The organism is Phyllobacterium chamaecytisi (assembly GCF_020164455.1).
GTDB classification, from domain to species: domain Bacteria; phylum Pseudomonadota; class Alphaproteobacteria; order Rhizobiales; family Rhizobiaceae; genus Phyllobacterium; species Phyllobacterium chamaecytisi.
Map to the genome: position 1 here is coordinate 1 of NZ_JAIQWW010000011.1, position 25,092 is coordinate 25,092.

The window sequence follows — 25,092 nt, forward strand, 5'->3', positions numbered from 1 at the left end:
TTTAGATTGGACGCTTCAAGAGTGCTGATCTGCCGGATGGCAATGCTGCTGTGCGTGGTTCGCCCTTCGACAAGCTCAGGATGAGGCTCACCATGAGGGAAGTAGATTGATGGCAGGGAGCCCAGATACAGCAACGTTCCTATCGCGACGCGTCCGCTTATCGTGCAGCCCACCCACTTCCCTCATGGTGAGCTTGTCGAACCACGCACAGCAGCATTGCCATCCGGACGGCTCACAGGCGCATCTATCCCCCCGTCCTCACGCATGCTATGGGCGATCCATGAGCAAATTCGTTATCCTTCTTGGTGGAGTCATCCATGTTACCGATCGTCTCCTGCGTCTTGTAGCCGGGGCGCGGGTGCTCGCTGCCGATGGAGGAATCGCCCATGCAGCCCCGCTAGGGCTCGAACCGGAACTTTGGCTTGGCGATTTCGATTCGACCTCGGCGGAGCTCGCAGCACAGTATGCCAAAGTTCCGCGGATGGAATTTCCGTCCGAGAAGGACATGACCGACGGCGAACTCGCCCTGAACGAAGCCTACAGGCTGGGTGCGACTGAAGTTATTCTCTGCGGGGCTTTTGGCGGCGAGCGCACCGATCACGCACTGCTGCATTTGACCATGGCGACGCGGTATGCAGCCGAAGGGAGGAAGCTTGTTCTCTCGAGCGGTTATGAAGAGGCGCATCCTCTGGTTGCAGGCGCCTATGACTTCGATTTTGTCGATGGAACCCTTTTCAGCATTGTTGCATTTTCGCAATTAAGCGGGCTTTTTATCCATGGCGCGCGCTGGCCGCTTGAAAATGTGGAACTTTCTTTCGGTTCATCGCTTACAGTGTCGAATGCCGTGCGTGGGAATCTCCACGTGTCAGTTCATTCGGGTAAAGCGATCCTTATCGCTGCGCCGCAAATCGCCTGACGCTTGTCAAATAAAAGCGGAAAGTGTAGTTGTTGGCAGCCAGCATTGGGGACGCAAGCTGATGAGTTTGGTTTTAAAACGGAGAGGTCTTCCATGTTGAAAAGTTTATCCACGATTGCAGTCGCAGGGCTTTTGGCGCTCTCGGTTGCTGGTTGCACGACCAGTGATCAGCGCGTAGCCGGTTATGGCGTTGGTGGTGCGGCACTCGGTGCGCTCGCCGGCGGTGCAATCACAGGTTCAGGTCGTGGCGCACTTGCAGGTGCGGCAATCGGTGGTGCTGGTGGTGCCTTGGTAGGCGCTGCAACAAACAACAACGATGGCCGCCGCTATTGCACTTACGAAAATCGCTATGGCGAACGCTACCGCGCGCCATGCCGCCGCTATTAATTGCATTAAGCTAGAAAAGAGATGGGGCCGGAAATTTCCGGCCCGTTTTTTTCGCGGCTGCCAATCTTCCGGGCAACTCCCAGCGATCTTTCTTCTGCCGCATTATCTACGCAGAGTTTGGCTCGTATTATTTCGATGTGAGAGGATTTTAAGATGACAATTCGTTTAACTGCAATTGCGGTTTCTGCACTTCTGGCCCTATCTGTAGCCGGTTGCGCGACGAGTGAGCAAAATCAACGTGCCGGGACGGGCGCTTTGATCGGCGGCGGCGTTGGTGCGCTGGCTGGCCAAGCTCTTGGACATGATACGAAGAGCACCGTCGTTGGTGCAGCAGGCGGCGCCCTTCTTGGTGCAGCCATCGGAACCGCAACGACCCCGAGAGGACAAAGCGGCAACTATTGCCGTTACCAGCGGCGTGACGGATCCATCTACGAGGCTCGTTGCGAAGGCAATGGCGGCGGTGGTTACTAATCGTAACCGATCGATTTAGAGCTTTTGTATAGGTACAGCAGGCCGGAAATTCCGGCCTGTTTTGCTTTATGACATTTGACAGCGGCAACAATCTCGCCGACAAGCACGGCAATCTTCGATCGTGGCTTCATTTCCAGAACTGTAAACTTGTATGGCTCCCCCTCTTCTCCGTCTTGACCAGATAGCGCTGACTTTTGGTGGCACGCCGCTGTTGAGCGACGCGGCCATCTCCGTCAGCGAAAACGATCGCATTGCGCTGGTCGGCCGCAATGGATCGGGTAAATCGACGCTGCTGAAAATTGCCGCCGGATTTATCGCGCCGACCGACGGCGAAGTGTTCAAGCATCCGGGTGTCACCGTGCGCTATCTGGCGCAGGCTCCCGATATGGAAGGCTTTGCCACCGTACGCGCCTACGTCGAAGCGGGCCTTGGGCCGGCTGACGATCTCTACCGGGTCAGCTATCTGCTCGAACATCTCGGCCTCACTGGCGAGGAAGAGCCGGACAATCTTTCCGGTGGCGAAACACGCCGTGCTGCGCTGGCCAAGGTGCTGGCGCCGCAACCCGACATTCTGTTGCTCGACGAGCCGACCAACCATCTGGATCTCACTACCATCGAGTGGCTGGAAGACGAGTTGCGCCAGATACGTTCCGCGATCGTGGTTATTTCCCATGACAGGCGCTTTTTGGAAAACGTCAGCCGTTCGACCATCTGGCTGGATCGCGGTGTGACCAAACGGCTCGAGCAGGGCTTCGGCGCTTTTGAGGAATGGCGTGACAAGGTTCTCGAAGAGGAAGAGCGCGACTTGCATAAGCTCGGGCGACAGATCGTGCGGGAAGAGCATTGGCTGCGCTATGGCGTGACGGCCCGGCGCAAGCGCAATATGCGGCGGCTTGGCGATCTGCAATCCATGCGCAGCGAGTTTCGCAATCATCGCGGCGCGCAAGGCAAGGCGGTGCTGAAAGCCAGCGATGCGAGAGAGTCCGGCAAGCTTGTCATAGAGGCGGAACACCTCGTCAAAGCCTATGGCGAGCGGGTGCTGGTCAATGATTTTTCAACGCGGATACAGCGTGGAAATTGTGTGGGATTCGTCGGCCCCAACGGGGCAGGCAAGACGACACTGCTGTCGATGCTGACCGGGGTGCTCGCGCCGGATAGCGGCTTCGTCAAGCTCGGCACCAATCTTGAGATCGCCATCCTCGACCAGAAGCGCGACAGTCTTAATCTCGAGCAGACGCTGTCTGACTATCTGACCGACGGGCGCGGCGAGAATGTCATCGTCAATGGCGAGCAACGCCACGTCGCATCCTATATGAAGGACTTCTTGTTCCAACCAGAGCAACTGCGCACGCCCATCCGCGAGCTTTCCGGCGGTGAGAGAGCGCGGCTCATGCTGGCGCGAGTACTTGCCCGTCCGGCCAATCTTCTGGTGCTCGATGAGCCGACCAACGATCTCGACATGGAAACGCTCGATCTGTTGCAGGAACTGGTAGCCGGCTTCGCGGGTACCGTCCTTCTTGTCAGCCATGACCGCGATTTTCTCGACCGGACGGTGACGTCGGTGATCGCTCCGGAAGGCAATGGTCGCTGGCTCGAATATGCTGGCGGCTATACGGACATGCTGGCGCAGCGCAAGGAAGCTGCGTTGGCGACGCGCAAGGAATTGAAAGCTGCAAAGCCCGCCGCTGGTTCGGTGGAAAAGGCGCTACCGGTACAGCGGGAAGAGAAGCGCAAGCTTTCCTATAAGCAGAAGTTCGCGCTGGAAACTTTACCGGGAAAGATTGAAGCGCTGCACGCTGAGATTGCAACGCTGGAGAAAAAGCTGGCAGATCCGCAACTCTTCGCCAAGGACGCGGCGCAGTTCAACAAGACGGTCGATGAAATCAGCAAGAAGCGCCATAGCCTCGAAACTTACGAGCATGAATGGCTCGAACTTGAAATGCTACGGGAAGAAATCGAAGGCTAATTCGCCTTTGGCGCGAGCTTGGTTGCAAGCGTCTCGATACGGGTCGTAACCTCGGACAGCACGCCGGTTATCGCAGCGTCATTGTTATCGGCCTTGGCCAAGGCCTCGTCGCGGCTCTTGCGCAGAGCTTCCGCCTCGTTTTCAAGACCCTTGACCCGCATCTGCAATTCGCTGAGCTCATCCATGACCATGATGCCGGCCATGACAGTCAGGCGCAGATCTCCGATTTCGCCAAAAGACGATTTGAGATGCGTGACATAGCGGTCAAAGCGCTCGGCAAGGCCTGTCAGGTGCTGTTCCTGGCCTTCGTCGCAGGCCATTCTGTAGGCTTTGCCGTCGATCGTAACTGTTACCGTGGCCATGGTATGTTTCTTCCCGGTTTAACTCTTTGTTTTGTCGCATTTCCCGACGGAAAACCGCCTCACACTTTTCCTGGAAATACTTAGCGATCGAGGACAGTACGGATGGATTCCATCGCAGCCACGAGACGGCGCGAAACTTCCTTGTTTGCCGCCTCCAGGCGCTCGGCCCGTCCTTCCGAAGCATCGAGTTCCTGGGCCAGCTTGCGCCGGTCCATGTTCATGCGCTGCACTTCTTCTTCGGCCTCGGCAAAATCGCCTTCGTGCTCCAGACGTGCGTCGACCGCGTCCTCGAGCGAGGCCAAAGCTTTTCCCAGTCTTTCAAGAACCTGTTTGAGGGTGGCTTCCGATGCCATTTCAATGCTTCCCCATGTGTCAATCTTTTTAAACGAATCGCAAAAAGAAGAACAGCTTATCTTGGAGAGTCTAAGGGTTACATCAACGCCACGTCAATCAATCCGCGCCGTCATGGTCCAGTCATGCACCGATAATAATCTCGTGCGACGAATGACCCGTTTGTCGACGGGCCCATTTTGCCTTAGGTTTTATTGACTCCCTGAAGACACCTGCTATGTGTCGCGTGCCTTTTGGATATTGTCTGACCGGCGTCCAGAGACGGCATCTCCTTTCCTCTTCGAAAGACGGTGAACATGACCAATTCTGAGAAATCCAACCAAATGGCCAATGCAATCCGCTTCCTTTCGGCGGATGCGGTGGAAAAAGCTAATTCGGGCCATCCCGGCCTTCCCATGGGCGCAGCCGATATTGCGACCGTGCTTTTCACCCGCTTCCTCAAGTTCGATCCGAAGGCGCCGCATTGGCCCGACCGCGATCGTTTCGTGCTTTCGGCTGGCCATGGCTCGATGCTGCTCTATTCGCTTCTGTACCTCACAGGTTACGAAGACATCACCATCGAGCAGATCGAGAATTTCCGGCAGCTTGGCTCGCGTACGGCCGGCCATCCGGAATATGGCCATGCCGCCGGTATCGAAACCACGACAGGTCCTCTTGGTCAGGGTCTTGGCAATTCCGTAGGCATGGCGCTTTCCGAGCGCATCATGAATGCGCATTTCGGCGACGATCTGGTCGACCATCATACCTATGTCATCGTTGGCGATGGCTGTTTGATGGAAGGCATCAGCCAGGAGGCGATCGCGCTTGCCGGCCATCTCAAGCTGAACAAGTTGATCGTTTTCTGGGATCACAACAATATTTCGATCGACGGTCCGGTTACCCTCGCCGACAACACCGATCAATGTGCCCGCGTCGAAGCTTCAGGCTGGAATTCCATAAGCGTCGACGGTCACGATCAGGATGCGATTGCCGCTGCAATCGAGAAGGCACACAAGTCCGATAAGCCGACATTCATTGCATGCAAGACGACAATCGGCTTTGGTGCGCCGACGAAGGCTGGTACCAACAAGGTTCATGGGTCGCCGCTTGGGGCCGAAGAACTCGCCGGCGCGCGCAAGGCGCTGGGCTGGACGGCGGAGCCTTTCGTTGTCCCTGCCGACATTCTCAATGACTGGCGTGCCGCGGGTCAGCGTTCCAATAAGGAACACAAGGCCTGGGACGAGCGCTTGGCCAAAGCCGATTCGACTATCCGTGCCGAGTGGGATCGCCGTTTGAGTGGTGATTTGCCGGATAATTTCGAAGCAACTATTTCGGCCTACAAAAAGAAGCTTTCCGAAGACAAGCCCAAGGTTGCGACCCGCAAGGCTTCCGAGATGGCGCTCGAAGTCATCAACGGGATTGTGCCGGAAACGATTGGCGGTTCCGCAGATCTGACAGGTTCCAACAATACCAAGACCAGCCAGACCAGCAACATCACTCCTGAGGATTACGGTCAGCGCTACGTGCATTATGGCATTCGCGAGCATGGGATGGCTGCAGCGATGAACGGTATCTCGCTGCACGGCGGCCTCATTCCCTATTCGGGGACGTTCCTGACGTTCTCCGATTACGCACGCGGCGCCATGCGGCTTTCCAGCCTGATGGGCATTCGCGTGGTCTATGTCATGACACATGACTCGATTGGTCTCGGTGAAGACGGGCCGACACATCAGCCGGTCGAACATCTTGCCGCTCTGCGTGCCATCCCCAATAATTACGTTTTCCGCCCGGCCGACGTCGTTGAAACGGCGGAATGCTGGGAATTGGCACTCAAGTCACGCAAAACGCCGTCGACAATCGCTTTGACCCGCCAGAATCTTCCGGCGGTTCGCACGGAATATATCGCGGAGAATATGTGCGCCTATGGTGCCTATGAGCTCGCAGCGGCGAGCGGCAAGGCCGAAGTCACCATCTTCGCGACAGGTTCGGAAGTCGAAATCGCTCTCAATGCCCGCACGAAACTGGAAGAAGACGGCCATCCGACGCGTGTCGTCTCCGTTCCCTGCTTCGAACTTTTTGAACAGACGAGCGACGAGTACAAACGCGTCATCCTCGGTGACGCGCCGGTGAAGATTGCGGTCGAAGCTGCCATCCGCATGGGCTGGGACAGGTTCATCGGTATCGATGGCATCTTTGTCGGGATGACCGGCTTTGGTGCCAGCGGCCCGATCGAAGCACTGTACGAGCACTTCGGTATCACCGCGGATCATATCGTCGCAGCGGCGGAAGCCAAGTTGAAATAATCCAGACCATTCCTGCATAATCCATTCAAGGGCCCCAAAACCCAGGGAGACATACAAATGACAGTTCGCGTTGCAATCAACGGATTTGGCCGCATCGGCCGCAACGTTCTTCGCGCCATTGTGGAATCCGGCCGCACCGACATCGAGGTCGTTGCGATCAACGATCTCGGCCCGGTCGAGACCAACGCCCATCTGATGCGCTATGACAGCGTCCACGGCCGTTTCCCCGGAACCGTGACGGTTGATGGCGACACGATTGACGTGGGTCGTGGACCGATCAAGGTCACTGCCGTGCGCAACCCTGTCGAATTGCCGTGGAAAGAACTCAACGTCGATATCGCGCTCGAGTGCACCGGTATCTTCACTGCGCGTGACAAGGCCGCTGCTCATCTTGAAGCCGGTGCAAAGCGGGTCATCGTTTCGGCGCCTGCCGATGGTGCCGACCTGACGGTCGTCTTCGGCGTCAATGACCACAAACTGACGAAAGACCACATGGTCATTTCGAATGCGTCCTGCACGACGAATTGCCTTGCGCCGGTCGCCTACGTTCTCAACGAAGCCGTCGGCATCGATCATGGATTCATGACCACGATCCACAGCTACACCGGCGACCAGCCAACGCTCGACACGATGCACAAGGATCTCTATCGCGGCCGTGCTGCAGCCCTGTCGATGATCCCGACCTCGACCGGTGCGGCCAAGGCTGTGGGCCTCGTTCTTCCTGAACTCAATGGCAAGCTGGACGGTACTTCAATCCGCGTTCCGACCCCGAATGTTTCGGTTGTGGATTTCAAGTTCGTCGCCAAGAAGCCAACGACGGTTGCGGAGATCAATGACGCCATCAAGTCGGCTGCCAACGGCAAGCTCAAGGGTATCCTTGGCTATACAGACGAGCCGAATGTTTCGATCGACTTCAATCACGACCCGCATTCTTCTGTGTTCCACATCAGCCAGACCAAGGTTCTGGAGGGCACATTCGTGCGCGTTCTGTCCTGGTACGACAACGAGTGGGGCTTCTCGAACCGGATGGCTGATACTGCTGTGGCTTTCGGCAAGGTTATATAATTTATAGTGCGACAGTAGATGCCGATTATCTCTCCCCTTGTGGGAGAGAAAGCGATTTCAGCATCTTGAGCCCTTCGCTCAAGTGCTAGAAATCGCCAGAGAGGGGATTTTTTAATTGAACTACCCCCTCACTTGGATTTTCTAAGAATTTGGCAAAGCGGCTAAATTCAAGAAAATCCTTTCTCTCCCACAAGGGGAGAGATATGCACCGCACCAGCCATTTCTGCGACGAGGATAAAACCATGACTGTTTTCAAGACGCTAGATGATGCTGATGTCTCTGGAAAACGCGTGCTCGTGCGCGTTGATCTGAATGTTCCCGTAGCACATGGCGAAGTAACCGATGCTACCCGCATTGAGCGGGTTGCGCCGACCATTCTTGAACTGTCGAAAAAGGGTGCGAAAGTCATTCTGCTCGCCCATTTCGGCCGCCCGAAGGATGGTCCGACACCGGAATTCTCGCTGAAGCCGATAGCGCAGGCGGTATCGAAGGTTATAGGTCACAGCGTTCAATTTGCCGAAGACAGTGTTGGCGACAAGGCTGCGGAAGCGGTTGCCAGACTGAAAAATGGCGACATTCTGCTTCTGGAAAACACCCGCTTCCACAAGGGCGAGGAAAAGAACGATCAGGCTTATGTGGAAGCGCTGGCCGCGCTTGGCGATGTCTACGTGAATGACGCATTCTCGGCTGCTCACCGTGCCCATGCGTCAACCGAGGGGCTTGCGCGCGTGCTCCCCGCCTATGCGGGACGCACGATGGAGGCAGAACTTCAGGCGCTGGAGAAGGGCTTGGGCAATCCAAAACGCCCGGTCGTCGCCATTGTCGGCGGCGCCAAGGTGTCTTCCAAGCTCGACCTTCTCGGCAACCTCGTTCAAAAGGTCGATGCGCTGGTTATTGGTGGCGGCATGGCCAATACGTTTCTCGCCGCGCAGGGCGTGAATGTGGGGAAATCCCTGTGCGAGCACGATCTTGCCGCGACCGCGCGGGAAATCATGGCCAAGGCGAATGCCGCCAATTGCACCATCATCCTGCCTGTGGATGCCATCGTTGCCTGGCATTTTGAGGCTAGCGCACCGTTCCATGCTTACGGTCTTGATGCCATTCCAGATGACGGCATGATTCTCGATGTCGGCCCGCAATCGATCGAGCGCATCAAGGGCGCCATCGACGATGCTTCCACACTGGTGTGGAATGGGCCGCTCGGGGCCTTCGAATTGCATCCGTTCGATCATGCCACGGTTGCCGCTGCGCGTCATGTGGCCGCGCGGACGAAGGCGGGCCACCTCGTGTCGGTCGCCGGCGGAGGCGATACCGTCGCTGCTCTCAATCATGCTGGTGTTGCAGACGATTTCAGCTATGTTTCGACTGCAGGAGGAGCATTTCTTGAATGGATGGAGGGCAAGCCTCTCCCCGGCGTAGATGCTTTGAAGAAACGATAGATATTTATCCCTATCGAGGACAAGTCGCCCGCTACAGTTAACGAACAACAGAAAATGTTATCTCTCTAAATCGGTTGAAAAAATTTCAATCGTTTCAATAAGTTGGTGTATAGTTCCGTTTGTCATTTGCTTCTGCTATGGCCCACGCTGTGGGAAAATGGAGTGATATAACTGATGAGCGAACGCCTGGAAGATATCGCGATTGCAATGGTTGCCGGCGGCAAGGGTCTGCTTGCTGCTGATGAAAGTACAGGAACAATCAAGAAGCGGTTCGACACGATCGGACTTGAATCGACCGCCGATAGCCGGCGGGACTATCGCGAAATGCTGTTTCGCTCCGATGAAGCGATGAAGGATTACATCTCCGGGGTCATTCTTTACGACGAGACCATTCGGCAAAGTGCCAAGGATGGCACGCCGTTCGTCAAACTTCTCCAAGCTGATGGCTGCATTCCCGGCATCAAGGTCGATGCGGGTGCAAAGCCACTTGCCGGTTTCACCGATGAGACGATCACTGAAGGTCTCGACGGACTGCGCGAACGGCTTGGCGAATATTACAAGCTTGGTGCGCGCTTTGCCAAATGGCGCGGCGTGATCGGTATTGCCGACGGTATCCCGACCTGGGGTGCTGTCAAGCAGAACGCGCAGGCGCTGGCACGCTATGCCGCGCTGTGCCAGGAGGCCGGTATCGTGCCGATCGTCGAGCCGGAAGTGCTGATGGACGGCAAGCCTGCGACGCATTCCATCGAACGCTGCTACGAAGTCACGGAATGGGTTCTGAAGACGGTTTTCGATGAACTCTATGATGCGCGCGTTGTGCTGGAAGGCATGATTCTCAAGCCCAACATGGTCATCGACGGCAAGAATGCCCGCAAGGCTTCGGTCGAGCAGGTAGCCGAACAAACCGTGCGGCTGTTGAGATCAACCGTCCCGGCGGCAGTTCCAGGCATCACGTTCCTTTCTGGTGGCCAGAATGACGAGGAAGCCACTGCGCATCTTTCGGCGATGAATGCCAATTACACGCTGCCATGGAAGCTCTCGTTCTCTTATGGCCGTGCACTGCAGGCGGCTGCCTTGAGCGCCTGGAATGGAAAACCCGAGAACGTTGCAGCGGGCCAGAGAGCCTTTACCCACCGCGCGAAGATGAACAGTCTTGCCGCAATGGGCGGCTGGAAAAAAGACCTCGAGAAAGCAGCTTAAGCGTTTTTTATCCAAAAACGTATCTGATGGAGCCCGGGCTGGACAATCAGCCCGGGTTTTTTGCGCACCATTTGCCCGCCGGGATTTGTAACGGAAACATTTATGCGTGGAAATCCAATGTGTTATTGTAGCATTTATGCATTCAGGCGAATGCATAAATGGCACGGGAGGTATTTGCCTGCTAATGAAACCTTCGCCCTTCCATCCGCTGCTCAGCTGGCTGCTCTACCCTGTTTACGCGTGGCAGGGCACGAGCGTGCGGCGGAAAACAGAGCGTATGCTGCCGCCAAGCAACCTGCCCATAGGTGAGATAGCCGGCAAGGACCCGGCAATCAGGCTGCTGGTGATTGGCGATTCTTCCGCTGCCGGTGTTGGCGTCACGGATGCATGGCAGGGCCTTTGCGTGCGGCTTGCGGTGCATCTGCAGGGGCGGACCGGGCGCAAGATCATCTGGCGCACCGCGGGCTTCAATTCGGCGACGTCCGGCCAATTGCGCGATCACGTCGTGCCTAATCTAGAGCGCGGTATGTGGACCCATATCGTGCTGACGACCGGCACCAACGACGCCAAGAACTTCCATTCACTGCCGCGCTTCAAGCGCGAGTTTGGCGGGCTGCTCTACGCGCTGAAGGCGAAGTGGCCGGAAGCCCATATCGTCTGGTCGAAGGTCATCGACTTTCGCGATGTGCCCGCCATGCCGCCGCTGCTCGGGCGGATCCTTGAAGCAAGGGCGAGTGCAATCAACAGACTGGGTGAGCGGCTATGCCGCGAGCGCATGGCAATACCTGCGACGCGTCTGCCGATAGAGGGACCGGAAGGCTTTTCCAGCGACGGCTTCCATGCCTCGGCGCTTGGATATGATGCCTGGGCAAAACATCTCGTGCCTTATATTCTCAACCTGGCAGAAGCGGAAAGCGATCCAGCGAATACCTAATAGCCCGCATGCCCGAGCAGAACGAGCGCGAACATCGCAAGAATGGCACCGGCGGCTATCTTCCAGAAATCACCGCGTTTTTTCAATCCCGGCCAGCCCAGTGGCTTGATGATGTGCAACGCCATCATCAGGATCAGCACCAGAGGCAGGATTTTGGTCATGAAGGCATTCTACCTGCGCGGATGATCGGTAAGCCGAGCAGTGGTCGATCAATGTGCGATTGTCAATTCCACCTTTGACTCTGCGTGGCACATTAGGGATGCTCTGAGCCGGGAGGATACGGATGACATCGCGATATCATGAAATCTATCAGGAATGGCAGGCCGACCCGGAGGCATTCTGGGCTCATGCCGCCGTAGCGATCGATTGGATCCGGCCATGGGAAAAGGTCTTCGATCCCGACGGAGGCCCCTATGGCCGCTGGTATGTGGGGGCTGAGTGCAACACTTGCTACAACGCCGTTGATCGCCATGTGGCGCAGGGGCGCGGCGATCAGCTTGCCCTCATCCACGACAGCGCGGTAACCGGGACCCAGCGCAAGATCACCTATGCGGAGCTTTTGAGCGATATCAATGCGCTGGCAGCAGTTCTGACAGACAAGGGCGTCAAAAAGGGCGACCGCGTGATCATTTACATGGCCATGGTGCCGGAGGCGGTCACGGCAATGCTTGCCTGCGCTCGCATCGGGGCCGTGCATTCCGTGGTCTTTGGTGGCTTTGCCGCGCACGAGCTTGCCACGCGCATCGATGACGCCAGGCCGGTTATGATCATTGCGACCTCGTGTGGCCTCGAACCTGGGCGGGTCGTCGCCTACAAGCCCATGCTCGACAAGGCGATCGAACAGGCCAAGCACAAGGTCAGCGCCTGCCTGATCCTCGTTCGTCCCCAGCAGCCGCACGAGATGGTCGATGGGCGTGATTTCGACTATGCGGAGGCGGTTGCCGCTGCGGCGGGACGTGAAGTGCCGTGCGCCACGCTGAAGGCGACGGACCCGCTGTATATTTTGTACACTTCCGGTACGACTGGCCAGCCCAAGGGCGTCGTGCGCGACAATGGCGGGCATCTGGTGGCGCTTGCCTGGTCCATGGGCGCGATCTATGACACAAGGCCGGGCGATGTGTTCTGGGCGGCTTCGGACATAGGCTGGGCCGTGGGCCATTCCTATATTGCCTATGCGCCTCTGTTCATCGGTGCGACGAGCATCGTCTATGAGGGCAAGCCGGTTGGAACGCCGGATGCGGGTACATTCTGGTGCGTTGTCTCCGAGCACAAGGTCAGGGTGCTGTTCACGGCACCGACGGCGTTTCGGGCCATCAAGAAGGAAGATCCAAGAGGCGAGTTCATCGGCAAGCATGATATCTCGTCGCTGAAATACCTGTTCCTTGCCGGGGAGCGTGCCGACACCGACACGATCAAATGGGCGGAGGAAAAACTCGGCGTCCCGGTGATCGATCATTGGTGGCAGACAGAGAGTGGTTGGCCTATGGCGGCCAATCCGGCTGGGCTTGGTATGTTAACGGTCAAATACGGTTCGCCGACAGTGCCGATGCCGGGCTACGATGTACAGGTGTTGGACGATGCGGGACATCCGGTGAAACGAGGCGAACTCGGCAATATCGTCGTCAAGCTGCCGTTGCCGCCCGCATGCCTGCCGACACTATGGAATGCCGACCAGCGTTTTCGCGAGGCTTACACCACCGAATTTCCGGGTTACTACAAGACTGCCGATGCCGGCATCATCGATGAAGACGGTTATGTCTACATCATGAGCCGCACCGACGACATCATCAATGTCGCCGGCCATCGCCTCTCCACCGGCGCGATGGAGGAGGTGCTTTCAAGCCACCCGGACGTCGCCGAATGTGCTGTGATCGGCATTGCCGATCATTTGAAAGGGCAGGTGCCTTGCGGCTTCATCGTGCTCAAATCGGGTGTGACGCGGGACGAGACCGAGATCGAACAGGATTGCGTCGCGTTGATTCGCGAGAAGATCGGTCCGATAGCGGCTTTCAAGACGGCACTGACGGCAAAGCGGCTGCCCAAAACGCGCTCCGGCAAGATTTTGCGGGGCACGATGCAGAAGATTGCCGATCAGGAGCCGTGGAACATGCCGGCCACGATCGATGATCCCGCGATCCTCGACGAGATCAAGTTGGTGCTCAATGCGCGCGGGATCGGTGTCAAAAATTAATCCCTACTCATGACACCCTCCTGACAGAAGGTTGTCAGTAGGGGTGTGCGATAGTGTCTCCGTAGTCAAAAGGAGACAGGGATATGACTTACGTTGATTTTGGCATTGCCCGCACAGTAAGGCGTCTGCTTTCGGATTTCACAGCGTACCGTGAAGAAATGCGTACGGAGCGTCATATCAGTACGCTTCCCGAGCACATCCTGAAGGATATCGGCTGGCCGGATGCCTATGCCGAACGCCTCGCACGTCGAGGCTCCATGAAAGAAAATGAGGCTGGCACGGAAAGTGCCAGCTCCGACCTCGCTCCATGGCAGCTTGGATGGCCGAAGGCTCGCCGGCCGAGAAAAGTCAGCAAATCGGGTTATTTCGGACTAGAATGCTGAGATAATCGGCAAAAATGGGAGCGAAAGATATGGAGCAGAAAAAGACGATCGGGTTCGTTTTCGTCGATAAATTCGCCGATTGGGAATTTGGATTGCTTTCGGGATCGGCGGTCGACTGGTTTGGCGCACGTACCGTAGCGCTGTCGCCGTCGACCGGTCCGGTCAAATCCATTGGCGGCCTCAGACTGATGCCGGATCGCGGCGTCGCGCCTGAGGAAAATGCCGACCTCGATGCGGTTGCAGTCATCGGCGCCGAGACCTGGCCGAGCGAGGATGCTCCTGACATTGCGCCCTTATTGAGCGCCACACTGGCCCGCGGCGGTATCGTTGGCGGCATTTGCGGCGGGACGTTGGCTTTGGCTCGCGCCGGGCTTTTTGAAGGGCGAAAACATACGAGCAATGGCGCCGGCTGGATACAGTCAAAGATAAGCGACTACCCGGGATCTTCACTCTACCAGGACGTTCCCCATGCGGTGCGGGACGCGCACATTGTCAGTGCTCCAGGGTCTGCACCCGGTACATTCACGACCAATTTCCTCGAAGCTCTCTACCCCGAAAAGGCCGGACAGGTTGCGGAGATGCGCGAATTCATCGCCAGAGAGTATAGGACCGACAATGCGCAGGGCTGACCGCCTTTTCCAGATTGTGCAGAAGCTGCGTGGCGGGCGCCTGGTAACCGCGCGTCAGCTTGCCGAAAAGCTCGAGGTTTCCGAGCGCACGATCTATCGTGATATCGCTGACCTGCAATCGACCGGCGTGCCGATTGATGGTGAGGCCGGCGTCGGCTACATCCTGCGCGAGGGTTTCGATCTGCCGCCACTGATGTTTACGCGCGATGAAGTTGTGGCGCTTGTCGCCGGTGCGCGGCTGATTACGGCTTGGGGTGGTGCATCCATGGCCCGCGCTGCGGAAGAAGCCATCATCAAGATCGGCGCCGTTCTGCCCAAAGAAGAGCGCCCGCGCATTACGAATACCCATGTTCACTCGACCAGTTATAACATCAGTGACAATGACCGGGCACTCATTGATCTTGCGGAAAACGCTGCGGAACAGTGCCGCATTCTATCGATCACTTACACTGATCTCGACGGTAATGAGAGTGCCCGTGACATCCGGCCGCTCGGGTTATGGTTCTGGGGCAAAGTGTGGACATTGATCAGCTGGTGCGAGCTGCGCAATGATTTTCGTACGTTCCGCATTGACCGGATCGCCAAGGTCGAGAAGATCGACCGGATTTTCCGCCAGGAGCGCGGCAAAACCCTGGCGGATTTCTACCGGCGTGTAGAGCTGAGCGAGACGCCGGACAACAAGGCTCGTGCGTCATAAAAAAGCCCGGCATTGCCGGGCTTTTTTTCGGTTTTTGTAAAGTCTATTCTTCGTCTTCGTTTTCCTGATGGCCCTTGAGGGACGACAGCTTGGCGAATACCTTGTCGGCGTCGAGCTCCTGGTCCTCTTCGCGGACCGTTGGCTGAATGTCGAGGTTTTCGGTTGCCGATGCGGGGAGCAGCGTATCGCCGCCTTCGCCGGGCTGCTGTACCGGCCGGCCGCGGGACGAGCGCTCCACCTCGATGTCCAGATCAATCTGCGAGGACAGGCCGAGGGTGACCGGATCCATCGGCTGAAGGTTGTTTGAATTCCAGTGCGTACGGTTGCGGATCTGTTCGATGGTGGATTTCGTCGTGCCGATCAGGCGCGAGATCTGCGCATCCTTCAATTCCGGGTGGTTGCGAACCAGCCAGAGAATGGCATTCGGGCGATCCTGGCGCTTCGATAGCGGTGTATACCGCGGACCCTTGCGCTTGGTTTCCGGAACGCGAACCTTCGGCTCCAGAATTTTCAGCTTGTAGTTAGCATCAGCCTCGCCCTTGGCAATTTCCTCGCGCGACAACTGGCCAGTGATCAACGGATCAAGGCCCTTGATGCCCTGGGCGGATTCGCCATCGGCAATCGCCTTCACTTCGAGCGGATGCAGCTTGCAGAATGCAGCGATCTGATCGAAGGACAGCGCAGTATTGTCGACAAGCCAGACGGCCGTTGCCTTTGGCATTAGAAGCTGGGTGGCCATAGATATAGTCCTCTCGTTCGTCCGCTCCGGGGGCGCGGGACGTGGGTTCAACCACAATTTCCGGGAATTCGGCGCCTATATAGCGTTATTTTGTTCGATGAGCAAGAATCGGTTTCGATCACAACCGGGTACAACCGGGCGTTTCATCAAACTGTCACGAAACCGTCATTCCATTGCAATGCGGCTAGGCGAACCATCCTCCAACAAAAACAGGAGGTTTACAAAAACATGTCGCGCAAATCGCTCTATATTGGGCTCTGGACTGCCCTCGCAGCATCCGTTGCCCTTCCAGCCGCTGCTGAACCGGTTTTCAACCGTATTGCAAGTTTCCCTGTCGCCGACAATCTGCCGAAGGATGCGGACAAGTCGAAGCCGACATCGTCGGAAATCATCACTGCATCGGAAGATGGCAAGACGCTGATCTATTCCGACAGCCCCTATGGTGCCATCGGCTTCGTTGACATCACCGATCCGGCCAAGCCGCTGGCGGGCGGAATCATCAAGGTCGAGGGCGAGCCGACGTCGGTTGCGACCGTTGGCGGAAACGTTCTGGCCGCTGTCAATACGTCCGAAAGCAAAACCAATCCATCGGGACGACTCGATGTCATTGATATTGCCACACGCAAGGTCAACGCGACCTGCGACCTCGGCGGACAGCCGGATTCGGTAGCGATCTCCCCCGACAAGACTTTTGCCGCCGTGGTCATCGAGAACGAGCGCGACGAAGAATTGAATGACGGCGAAATACCGCAGATGCCCTCGGGCAACCTCAAGATATTCTCGCTGAAAGACGGCGCCCCGGATTGCGTAACGATGAAAACGGTGGACTTGACCGGCCTTTCAGAGATTGCACCGTCGGACGCGGAACCGGAATTCGTTTCGATCAACAGTCAGAATCAGATTGCGGTGACCCTGCAGGAGAACAATCATATCGCTGTTGTCGATGCCGCGACCGGTAAGATCGTCAGCCATTTCTCCGCAGGTACCGTCGATCTGGACAAGATCGATGTGAAGAACGATGGAGCTTTCAAGTTCGATGGCAGCATGAAGGGTGTGCTGCGCGAGCCGGACACCGTCAAGTGGCTCGACAATGATCGCTTCGTTGTCGCCAATGAAGGCGACTACAAAGGTGGTTCGCGCAGTTTCACCATCTTCACGAAGGACGGCAAGGTGGCCTACGAGTCCGGCCCGTCGCTCGAATACAAGATTGCGGAAGCTGGACATTATCCGGACAAGCGCAACAAAAAGGGTGTTGAGCTCGAAGGAGCCGAATTCGCCAAGTTTGGCGATACTCCATATCTCTTCGTTGCCAGCGAACGCGGATCCATGGTCGGTGTTTACAAGGATACGGGCGCTGATCCGGAATTCGTTCAGCTTCTGCCCTCAGGCATTGGACCGGAAGGCGTTCTTGCGATCCCGTCGCGTAATCTTCTGATTACGGCGAATGAAACGGACCTCGTCGAAGATGGCGGTGCCCGGTCGCATGTCATGATCTATGAGCTCAAGGATCAGAAGCCCAATTATCCGCTCATCGTCTCGTCAACGAAAGATGATGGGACGCCTGTCGGCTGGGGCGCGCTATCTGGTCTCGTCGGTGACCTGAAGGAATCCGGCAAGCTCTATGCCGTATCGGATTCGATTTATTATTCCGCGCCGACAATTTATACGATCGATGCCAAGCAGACGCCGGCAAAAATCACTAACGCATTGGTGGTCAAACGTGGCGGCCAGGCAGCCCAGAAGCTCGATCTTGAAGGTATCACTACCGATGGCGACGGCGGTTTCTGGCTTGCCAACGAGGGCGATCAGGCGAAGCTTGTCCCGCATGCGATCCTCAATGTGAACGACAAGGGCGAAATCAAGAAAGAAATCGCGCTGCCGGACGACCTGCTGCCAAACCAGATCCGCTACGGTCTCGAAGGCATCACCCGTGTTGGCGAAGGCGATGACGCTGTGCTCTGGATGCCGATCCAGCGCGAATGGAAGGACGACGAAAAGGGTTTCGTCAAGCTCCTGCGCTATGACATCAAGAAGAAGGAATGGAGCGCAGTTTCCTATCCGCTCGACAAGACTGAAAAGGGTTGGGTGGGGCTGTCCGAAATCACTGCGCATGATGGCCAGCTTTACATCATCGAACGCGACAATCAGGTCGGTGCAAACGCCGTCAACAAGCGCTTGTATCGCGTGGCGCTTGACGGGCTGAAGCCTGCCAAGATCGGCGAAAAGCTTCCAGTGGTCGAGAAGACGCTGGCCCATGACTTCATGGGTGATCTCAAGGCCAGCAATGGCTATGTCGCCGAGAAGCTTGAAGGCTTTACCGTCGACTCCGACGGCAATGGTTATGCGGTGACCGACAATGATGGTGTCGACGGTTCGTCCGGCGAAACCATGTTCTTCAATATCGGTAAGGTTCAGGCAACAAACTGAGCCGCTTTTACCGGGCTTTCGCGTCCATCCTCCCGAACAGGAGGGTGGACGTCTTCTTTTCAATCAACATCGAGCACGATCTTGCCGATATGGTGACCGTCTTCGATGCGTTCATGGGCTCGCCAGGCCTCATGCAGCGGGTAGACCATGTCGATCACCGGCGCTACACGGCGCTCCACCAGCAGGGGCCATACTTTGAGCTCGAGTTCGCGTGCGATCCCCGCCTTGAACTCGACCGGACGATTGCGAAGAGTGGACCCGGTATGGGTCAGACGCTTTACCATCAGTTTCGATATGTCCGTTGTGACTTTGGCGCCGTTCAGGAAGGCAATCTGCACAATACGGCCATCGAGCGCTGCGGCCTCATAATTGCGCTCCGTATAATCGCCACCCACCATATCGAGAGTGAGGTTGACACCCTTGCCGCCAGTCGCCTCCTTGACCGCCTCGACGAAGTCTTCATTGCGATAATTGATAGCCCGGTCAGCACCGAGCTTCTGACAGGCTTCGCATTTCTCATCCGAACCTGCAGTGGTGATTACCGTGACGCCAAATGCCTTGGCCAGCTGGATTGCCGTGGTACCTATTCCGGACGATCCGCCATGCACGAGGAAGGTTTCGCCGCTCTGCAAGCCGCCGCGCTCGAACACGTTGTGCCAGACGGTGAAATAGGTTTCCGGAATTGCTGCGGCCTCAATGAAGCCGTAGCCCGCAGGGATCGGCAATGCGTTGGTTTCATGTACCACACAATATTGGGCATAACCCCCGCCGGCAACGAGCGCCGTTACTCGCTCGCCCATGCGAAAACGAGTGACGCCTTCGCCAACCGCGACGACATCGCCGGCGATTTCCAGACCAGGAATATCGGACGCGCCGGCCGGCGGGGGATAGTGACCTTGCCGTTGCAGCACATCGGGCCGGTTGACGCCGGCTGCGCGTACCTTGACGAGAAGCTCGCCGGCTTTCGGCTCCGGAACGACGCGCTCGCCCGGCTTGAGGACCAGGGGACCGCCCGGCGCGGTGATTTCGATCGCCGTCATCGTCGTCGGAATTGTTTCGGCCATGGTTGATCTCCCTCTGGATTGATTCGCCGGAATGGTTTGCAATTCCAAGCAGTTGGGCTGTATCCTCGAACACTAGGACGACAAGTGGAGGAAATAATGTCACTTTTCGACGAAGAACCAAGGCGCAAGATTGTTCACGACATCGGGCAGGACTTGTCGCTGTTATCGGTTGCCGAACTTGACGAGCGGATTGTTCTGCTGCGTTCCGAGACCACACGTCTTGAGGAAGAGCGGTCACGCAAGGGTGATAGCAAGGTCGCTGCCGAGGCGCTGTTCCGCTGAGCCGACTAGAGCGGAGAACATTCAAATGGAACCAGTTCTGTTTCACAGATGGCGAGACAATCCACGCGGAAGGTGGCGAGGCCGATGTTTATCCATCGGACGAAGCCGCCTGACAAAGTGGGTGTCCGCCAGCCGGAAACCCGAAGGGCCGGGTGAATTTGGCTCAAATCCATCGGACTTTGGCTTCGTCCGATGGAAAGGCATCGGCCTCGCCAAACCCCTCGACCTTGAACCAAATTCCCTCCAGCAGAACGATTCCATTTGGACGTTCTCCGCTCTAAGTTTTGCGGGTGACCTAAAATCTCCGCATTGCTGATTGAGACGAAGTCATCACCAGCCTGCTCCAGGCTGGCTCCATTCCCCATTCGCTTGAAGGGTTTGCCGTGTTCCGTTCGTTCATTCAGGTCTTCGCGCTCCTCTGCGGCACCTCCTTCCTCGTTATGGCATCCGGTCTCCACGGATTGCTGTTGCCTTTGCGCGGCGGCGCGGAAGGTTTTTCAACGACGTCTCTCGGTCTTTTGGGAACAGCCTGGGCGGGTGGTTTCATCGCTTCCTGTCTGCTTGCGCCGCGGCTTGTGCGCCGTGTCGGGCACGTCCGGGCCTTCAGCGCCTTTGCATCGATCGCCGCGATTGTGGCGCTGCTTACGGGAATTCTCGTCGATTCGACCGCCTGGATCGTCCTTCGCGCTTTGACCGGCTTTGCCATGGCAGGTTCCTACATGGTGATCGAGAGCTGGTTGAACGAGCGCGCGACCAATGCCAATCGCGGGCAAATTTTCGGGCTGTATATGGTGGTGAATTTTGGTTCGATCACTGTCGGGCAGATGATGATCGGCTTCGGCGACGTGCATACGGGCACATTCTTCATGATGTCCGGCATTCTCTTTTGCCTGGCACTTATCCCGACCGCAATTTCCACGGCCAGCAGCCCGAAGCCACTGACCGAAGTGCAGCTCGATTTGAAGGCACTTTATCGCAATTCCCCGGTGGCGTTCCTCGGCTGTATTCTGATCGGCATTGCCAATGGTGCGTTCGGAACACTCGGCGCCGTTTATGGCGCGGCGACTGGCATATCGACCACTGAGATCGCTCTGATGATGAGCGCATCGGTCATGGGCGGTGCGCTGATGCAGATCCCGGTTGGCCGCATGTCGGATCGCACCGACAGGCGGTACGTGCTGGCTTTCGTCGGCGGTGCTGCGGCGCTGATCGGCCTGTTGATCTTCCTGATTGCACCCAGGCATGCCACGACCATTCTGATCATGACCGCGATCTATGGCGGCCTCGCCTATACGCTCTACCCGGTGGCTGTTGCCCATGCGAATGATTTTTCGGATCAGCAAAGCTTCATCAAGGTCACAAGCGGACTGTTGCTGCTCTATGGTTTTGGCACCATGATTGGGCCGATACTCGGCGCCTGGGCCATGGAAAGCGTTGCGCCTGAGGGTCTATTTGCCATCACGGCGCTGGCGCATATTTCGATCATGGCTCACGCGATTATAAGGTCACGAATGCGCGCACCCGTGCCGATCGAACTGCGCGACAACTTCCAGACGGTTCATTCCGAACGCGTAACGCCCGAAGGGGTGAGGCTGGATCCGCGTGCCGAGACGCTGCCCGAATAGTTCGGTCCGGTACGAAATCCGTTGACATTGCCGCTGGTTTAAAATGACTATTCTGGATGGTCGAAACGGATGCCTTTGCAGCAATTTCTGATCCAAACCGCCGCTATCTGCTCGAGGAGCTCAGACGCGGACCAAAAACTGTGAACGAACTGGCGACAGGCCTGCCGATTTCCCGTCCCGCCGTCTCACAACACCTCAAGGCGCTGCTAGACGCGCGGCTGGTATCAGTCAAAGCCGAAGGCACGCGGCGGATCTATGCTGTCGATGACAACGGGTTCTTTCATCTGAACCTGTGGCTCGACCAGTTCTGGAACGAGTAATCCGCTGAAAAGCAAAAACCCGGCTCACCGCCTATGCGGGAACCGGGTTTTTTCTGGCTGCCAGTACAACGCTTCTTCAAGCTATCGACTGGAATTCTGCGGCCCTTCCGGGTCGTTAGTGGTGAGTGACGGCTGCTTTCAGTCTTTCAATCTGCTCTTTGAGCACCAGCTTGCGTCGTTTCATATTACTGATCGTCAGGTCGTCGGAGGCGGGACTTAACAGCGCGTCGGAAATTTCCTTTTCGAGCGCTCCATGCTTACGTTCAAGCGTTTCAAGATGAGACTCAATGGCCATCCGGCTTCTCCCTTGGTTGGTTTCGTCACGTATGCATGCTCTGCTTGCCAGGCAGCAAGTTTATGACAGAGCCGTGACACTGTGCCATCACTTTAAGCAATTGTCGAATTTGTTTCGTAGGATTTTCTTGTTCCTTGAAATATGATATGGCGACGTGCTGGCGAGGACAGGTTGTCCACAACCAGAGACGCGATTCTTTTTACAGCGAAATACCGGGAATCACTGCATGTCCGACCAGGATCAGGCTGACATTCGATTGGCAGTCGCAAGATTAAAACAGGAGCATCTGGATTTCGATGCCGCCATACAAGCAATGATCCAGGTTGGCTGCGACCAGCTTCGTATCCAGCGAATGAAGAAGAAGAAGCTCATCATCAAAGACAAGCTCATCGAGCTTGAAGACAAGATCACTCCCGACATTATCGCCTGACCTTAAACCTTGTTTTGCAGTTCCGTCGCCAGCTTGCGGCGGTCCGTCTTTTCCGTTAATTCCTCCCGACAGATTTACAGGATGCTCAATGGCTGACAAACGCGCCGATGTTGCAATCATCATGGGAAGCCAGTCGGATTGGGCAACCATGCGTCACACTGCCGAAACGCTCGACAGTCTCGGCATCTCTCACGATGACCGCATTGTTTCCGCGCACAGAACGCCTGACAGGCTCGTAAGCTTCGCCAAAGGCGCGCGAGACGCCGGTTTCAAGGTGATTATCGCGGGCGCAGGAGGGGCTGCTCACTTGCCGGGGATGGCCGCATCGATGACGGCGTTGCCCGTGTTTGGCGTGCCGGTGGAATCCAAGGCGCTTTCCGGGCAGGATTCACTCCTGTCGATCGTGCAGATGCCAGCCGGCATCCCTGTTGGCACATTGGCGATCGGCCGGGCCGGCGCGGTCAATGCCGCTCTGCTGGCCGCTGCGGTTCTTAGCCTGAACGATGCCGCGCTGGCAAAGCGGCTGGACGATTTCCGCAAGGCACAAAGCGACAAGGTCGCGTTGAGACCTTCTGACGAGGCGTAAGCATGATTTCTCCAGGATCAACGATCGGTATTATCGGTGGCGGTCAGCTTGGTCGTATGCTTGCAATGGCAGCGGCTCGGCTCGGGTACAAAACGATCATTCTCGAACCGCAGGAGAATTGTCCGGCGGCGCAAGTCGCAAACGACCATATCGTTGCGGCCTATGACGATCCGAATGCGCTTGAACAGCTTGCCGAACTTAGCGACGTCATCACCTATGAATTTGAAAATGTTCCTGTCGATTCGGCCGAAATACTCAGTGAAATCAAACCTGTGTTTCCATCGCCCCTCGCCTTGAAAGTCTCGCAGGACCGCGTCAGCGAAAAACGCTTCCTTAACAATGCGGGGATCCAGACGACACAATGGCTCAGTGTCGAGAACGAGGGCGATCTTGAAGCGGCTCTGTTGGCCTTCGGCGGCAAAGGCATCCTCAAGTCACGTCGTTTCGGCTATGACGGCAAGGGACAGGTCAAGTTTTCCGGTAAAAAAGGTGAGGACGCCAAAAAAGGATTCGCTGCCATTGGCAGCGTTCCCTCCATACTGGAAGCGCTGGTCGATTTTGTCTGTGAAATTTCCGTCATCGCGGCGCGGGATGAGGCTGGCAATATAAAGACTTATGACATCACCGAGAACGTCCACAAGAATGGAATTCTTGCGACCTCGACGGTGCCGGTCTCTGTGTCATCGACCGTTGCGGGCCTTGCCGCCGATGCAGCCCGTAAGCTGTTGGAAGGCTTGAAGTATGTGGGCGTTGCCGGCATGGAATTCTTCGTGCTTGCCAATGGGACTGTACTGGCGAATGAGTTTGCCCCGCGCGTGCACAATTCCGGTCACTGGACTGAAGCGGCCTGCGCCGTATCGCAATTCGAACAGCATATCAGGGCAATCACGGGTCTGCCGCTCGGTGATACGAGGCGGCATTCCGATTGTGTCATGGAGAACCTGATCGGTGACGATATCGCAAAAGTTCCGGAAATCCTCAAGGAAACCGGCGCTGTCCTGCAACTCTATGGCAAGGCGGAAGCACGTCCTGGCCGCAAGATGGGCCATGTGACGCGGATCACGAAACGCCTCTAGCGATAAATAAATGCGTGATTCCCCGATGAATCATGCCATGAATCGTGAGCCGGGTGTTGACAATACAGGTAATCCTTGGCTATTTCCCCGCAACGTGTTTACGGCGCGCTTTTTAGGCGCGCTTTTTATTGGTGCCCGGTTTCGGGCGAAAGATACCGGTGCTGAAATGAAGATCAAGAACTCCCTTAAAGCCCTGAAGGGCCGTCATCGTGATAATCAGCTGGTCCGTCGCAAGGGCCGCATCTATATCATCAACAAGACTGCTCCGCGTTTCAAAGCGCGCCAGGGCTGATATTACCCGTCTCACGGTTATTTGCATTTGACGTTTCGCTGATACGGATTACCATTCGTATCATGCGGAACGTTGTTGTATTTTCAGCTATTTTTTTACTTGGCTTGCCGGCAATTGCCACCGCGCAGGATCCACTCCCGCCGCCGCAACAGGCCGCCTTGCCCAACCAGACACTGGCTGAAAAGCGCGCAGCAAGATTGGATGATCTGTTTGCCTCGTTGAAGCGCGAAAGCAACGAAGTCAAGGCGGCGCGCATCGCCTCATTGATACAGGCGCAATGGCAGAATTCCGGTAGTCCCACTATTGACCTGATGATGGGCTGGGCCGCTAAGGCCATGGAAGAAAAGAAGTATTCGGTCGCGCTGGATTTTCTCGACCAGGTCGTCGTTATGAAGCCGGACTATGCCGAAGGCTGGAACAGACGCGCAACCCTCAATTTTCTGGTGAACGACTACGGGCGTTCGATGGCGGATATCCAGAAGACACTGGCACTTGAACCGCGGCATTTCGGGGCAATGGCCGGCATGGCGGCGATCCTCAAGGATACCGGCCGCAAGGAAGCCGCCTTACAGGCTTTCGAGCGCGTTCTGACGGTCTATCCGATGATGCGCGAGGCGCAGAAGCAGGCGGGTGAACTGGCCGACGAATTGACTGGCCAGCGGACGTAACGCACGTCGCCACAA

The 25,092-nt window shown here is 56.7% G+C and carries 28 protein-coding genes; 22 read left to right on the top strand and 6 right to left on the bottom strand.

Going from position 1 to position 25,092, the window contains the following annotated elements; translation table 11 throughout:
- Positions 1–280: 280 nt before the first annotated feature.
- The 4 genes from LB462_RS17130 to LB462_RS17145 all read left to right on the top strand — a co-directional run bounded on the left by LB462_RS17130 (position 281) and on the right by LB462_RS17145 (position 3,740).
- Positions 281–916 (top strand): thiamine diphosphokinase, encoded by a 636-nt coding sequence (locus tag LB462_RS17130; protein ID WP_224510556.1) that lies wholly within the window; start codon positions 281–283, stop codon positions 914–916.
- A gap of 93 nt (positions 917–1,009) precedes the next feature.
- The gene (locus LB462_RS17135; protein WP_112524617.1) at positions 1,010–1,303 is read left to right on the top strand and encodes a YMGG-like glycine zipper-containing protein; all 294 of its coding nucleotides are present in this window, start codon (positions 1,010–1,012) and stop codon (positions 1,301–1,303) included.
- Positions 1,304–1,456: 153 nt separating this feature from the next.
- A complete protein-coding gene (locus LB462_RS17140) occupies positions 1,457–1,774 on the top strand; it encodes a YMGG-like glycine zipper-containing protein (protein WP_224510558.1) in 318 nt (105 codons plus the stop codon).
- A gap of 151 nt (positions 1,775–1,925) precedes the next feature.
- Positions 1,926–3,740 carry an ABC-F family ATP-binding cassette domain-containing protein gene (locus tag LB462_RS17145; protein ID WP_224510560.1) on the top strand — a complete coding sequence of 605 codons (1,815 nt, stop codon included), beginning with the start codon at positions 1,926–1,928 and terminating at the stop codon, positions 3,738–3,740.
- Here the strand turns inward: LB462_RS17145 and LB462_RS17150 are convergent.
- Entirely contained in the window at positions 3,737–4,102 is a 366-nt protein-coding gene (locus tag LB462_RS17150; protein ID WP_114431216.1) for a cell division protein ZapA, read from the bottom strand. The two genes, LB462_RS17145 and LB462_RS17150, sit on opposite strands and share 4 nt — an antisense overlap.
- A gap of 80 nt (positions 4,103–4,182) precedes the next feature.
- Positions 4,183–4,455 (bottom strand): DUF4164 domain-containing protein, encoded by a 273-nt coding sequence (locus LB462_RS17155; RefSeq protein WP_209999170.1) that lies wholly within the window; start codon positions 4,453–4,455, stop codon positions 4,183–4,185.
- A 294-nt stretch (positions 4,456–4,749) separates the two neighbouring features.
- On the opposite strand from LB462_RS17155, the gene tkt reads away from it, so the two are divergent.
- The 5 genes from tkt (at position 4,750) to LB462_RS17180 (ending at position 11,373) form a co-directional block, all read left to right on the top strand.
- Positions 4,750–6,735: a transketolase gene (gene tkt, locus LB462_RS17160; protein ID WP_224510562.1), complete on the top strand. Its 1,986-nt coding sequence runs from the start codon at positions 4,750–4,752 to the stop codon at positions 6,733–6,735.
- A gap of 57 nt (positions 6,736–6,792) precedes the next feature.
- Positions 6,793–7,800: a type I glyceraldehyde-3-phosphate dehydrogenase gene (gene gap, locus LB462_RS17165; RefSeq protein ID WP_224510564.1), complete on the top strand. Its 1,008-nt coding sequence runs from the start codon at positions 6,793–6,795 to the stop codon at positions 7,798–7,800.
- A 242-nt stretch (positions 7,801–8,042) separates the two neighbouring features.
- Positions 8,043–9,239, top strand: coding sequence for a phosphoglycerate kinase (locus LB462_RS17170; protein WP_224510566.1), 1,197 nt, complete (start codon positions 8,043–8,045; stop codon positions 9,237–9,239).
- Between the two features lie 174 nt (positions 9,240–9,413).
- Positions 9,414–10,439: a class I fructose-bisphosphate aldolase gene (locus LB462_RS17175; protein ID WP_224510568.1), complete on the top strand. Its 1,026-nt coding sequence runs from the start codon at positions 9,414–9,416 to the stop codon at positions 10,437–10,439.
- 184 nt (positions 10,440–10,623) lie between these two features.
- A complete protein-coding gene (locus LB462_RS17180; protein ID WP_224510570.1) occupies positions 10,624–11,373 on the top strand; it encodes an SGNH/GDSL hydrolase family protein in 750 nt (249 codons plus the stop codon).
- Here the strand turns inward: LB462_RS17180 and LB462_RS17185 are convergent.
- Positions 11,370–11,534 carry a hypothetical protein gene (locus tag LB462_RS17185; protein ID WP_183665176.1) on the bottom strand — a complete coding sequence of 55 codons (165 nt, stop codon included), beginning with the start codon at positions 11,532–11,534 and terminating at the stop codon, positions 11,370–11,372. The genes LB462_RS17180 and LB462_RS17185 overlap by 4 nt on opposite strands.
- 122 nt (positions 11,535–11,656) lie before the next feature.
- Here LB462_RS17185 and LB462_RS17190 point away from each other — a divergent pair, with 122 nt between their 5' ends.
- The 4 genes from LB462_RS17190 (at position 11,657) to LB462_RS17205 (ending at position 15,273) form a co-directional block, all read left to right on the top strand.
- The gene (locus tag LB462_RS17190; RefSeq protein WP_224510572.1) at positions 11,657–13,564 is read left to right on the top strand and encodes a propionyl-CoA synthetase; all 1,908 of its coding nucleotides are present in this window, start codon (positions 11,657–11,659) and stop codon (positions 13,562–13,564) included.
- Between the two features lie 83 nt (positions 13,565–13,647).
- Entirely contained in the window at positions 13,648–13,947 is a 300-nt protein-coding gene (locus LB462_RS17195) for a DUF1127 domain-containing protein (RefSeq protein ID WP_224510893.1), read from the top strand.
- 29 nt (positions 13,948–13,976) lie between these two features.
- Positions 13,977–14,576, top strand: a complete 600-nt coding sequence (locus LB462_RS17200; RefSeq protein ID WP_224510574.1) for a DJ-1/PfpI family protein — start codon at positions 13,977–13,979, stop codon at positions 14,574–14,576.
- Positions 14,563–15,273, top strand: coding sequence for a helix-turn-helix transcriptional regulator (locus tag LB462_RS17205; protein WP_112524584.1), 711 nt, complete (start codon positions 14,563–14,565; stop codon positions 15,271–15,273). The genes LB462_RS17200 and LB462_RS17205 overlap by 14 nt, the downstream gene beginning before the upstream one ends.
- 43 nt (positions 15,274–15,316) lie before the next feature.
- On the opposite strand, the gene LB462_RS17210 is transcribed toward LB462_RS17205, so the two are convergent.
- Positions 15,317–16,012 (bottom strand): DUF1013 domain-containing protein, encoded by a 696-nt coding sequence (locus tag LB462_RS17210; RefSeq protein ID WP_112524581.1) that lies wholly within the window; start codon positions 16,010–16,012, stop codon positions 15,317–15,319.
- A 228-nt stretch (positions 16,013–16,240) separates the two neighbouring features.
- On the opposite strand from LB462_RS17210, the gene LB462_RS17215 reads away from it, so the two are divergent.
- The gene (locus tag LB462_RS17215) at positions 16,241–18,439 is read left to right on the top strand and encodes an esterase-like activity of phytase family protein (RefSeq protein WP_224510576.1); all 2,199 of its coding nucleotides are present in this window, start codon (positions 16,241–16,243) and stop codon (positions 18,437–18,439) included.
- Positions 18,440–18,498: 59 nt separating this feature from the next.
- Here LB462_RS17215 and LB462_RS17220 read toward each other — a convergent pair whose 3' ends face one another.
- A complete protein-coding gene (locus LB462_RS17220; RefSeq protein WP_224510578.1) occupies positions 18,499–19,503 on the bottom strand; it encodes an NAD(P)H-quinone oxidoreductase in 1,005 nt (334 codons plus the stop codon).
- Positions 19,504–19,599: 96 nt separating this feature from the next.
- Between LB462_RS17220 and LB462_RS17225 the strand changes: the two genes are divergently transcribed.
- The 3 genes from LB462_RS17225 to LB462_RS17235 all read left to right on the top strand — a co-directional run bounded on the left by LB462_RS17225 (position 19,600) and on the right by LB462_RS17235 (position 21,730).
- Positions 19,600–19,785, top strand: a complete 186-nt coding sequence (locus LB462_RS17225; RefSeq protein ID WP_224510580.1) for a DUF1192 domain-containing protein — start codon at positions 19,600–19,602, stop codon at positions 19,783–19,785.
- A gap of 383 nt (positions 19,786–20,168) precedes the next feature.
- Positions 20,169–21,410: an MFS transporter gene (locus LB462_RS17230; RefSeq protein WP_224510583.1), complete on the top strand. Its 1,242-nt coding sequence runs from the start codon at positions 20,169–20,171 to the stop codon at positions 21,408–21,410.
- 56 nt (positions 21,411–21,466) lie between these two features.
- Positions 21,467–21,730 carry an ArsR/SmtB family transcription factor gene (locus tag LB462_RS17235; protein WP_224510585.1) on the top strand — a complete coding sequence of 88 codons (264 nt, stop codon included), beginning with the start codon at positions 21,467–21,469 and terminating at the stop codon, positions 21,728–21,730.
- A gap of 115 nt (positions 21,731–21,845) precedes the next feature.
- On the opposite strand, the gene LB462_RS17240 is transcribed toward LB462_RS17235, so the two are convergent.
- The gene (locus LB462_RS17240; protein WP_114431205.1) at positions 21,846–22,025 is read right to left on the bottom strand and encodes a YdcH family protein; all 180 of its coding nucleotides are present in this window, start codon (positions 22,023–22,025) and stop codon (positions 21,846–21,848) included.
- A 226-nt stretch (positions 22,026–22,251) separates the two neighbouring features.
- On the opposite strand from LB462_RS17240, the gene LB462_RS17245 reads away from it, so the two are divergent.
- From LB462_RS17245 to LB462_RS17265, 5 genes are all read left to right on the top strand, one after another.
- Entirely contained in the window at positions 22,252–22,455 is a 204-nt protein-coding gene (locus tag LB462_RS17245; RefSeq protein WP_099997693.1) for a YdcH family protein, read from the top strand.
- Between the two features lie 88 nt (positions 22,456–22,543).
- A complete protein-coding gene (gene purE, locus LB462_RS17250; RefSeq protein WP_209999185.1) occupies positions 22,544–23,041 on the top strand; it encodes a 5-(carboxyamino)imidazole ribonucleotide mutase in 498 nt (165 codons plus the stop codon).
- Positions 23,042–23,043: 2 nt separating this feature from the next.
- On the top strand, positions 23,044–24,117 hold the full coding sequence (locus LB462_RS17255; RefSeq protein ID WP_224510587.1) for a 5-(carboxyamino)imidazole ribonucleotide synthase: 1,074 nt from the start codon (positions 23,044–23,046) through the stop codon (positions 24,115–24,117).
- Positions 24,118–24,283: 166 nt separating this feature from the next.
- Positions 24,284–24,409, top strand: a complete 126-nt coding sequence (ykgO, locus tag LB462_RS17260; RefSeq protein WP_091880250.1) for a type B 50S ribosomal protein L36 — start codon at positions 24,284–24,286, stop codon at positions 24,407–24,409.
- A 62-nt stretch (positions 24,410–24,471) separates the two neighbouring features.
- The gene (locus LB462_RS17265; RefSeq protein ID WP_224510589.1) at positions 24,472–25,077 is read left to right on the top strand and encodes a tetratricopeptide repeat protein; all 606 of its coding nucleotides are present in this window, start codon (positions 24,472–24,474) and stop codon (positions 25,075–25,077) included.
- Positions 25,078–25,092 lie beyond the last annotated feature (15 nt).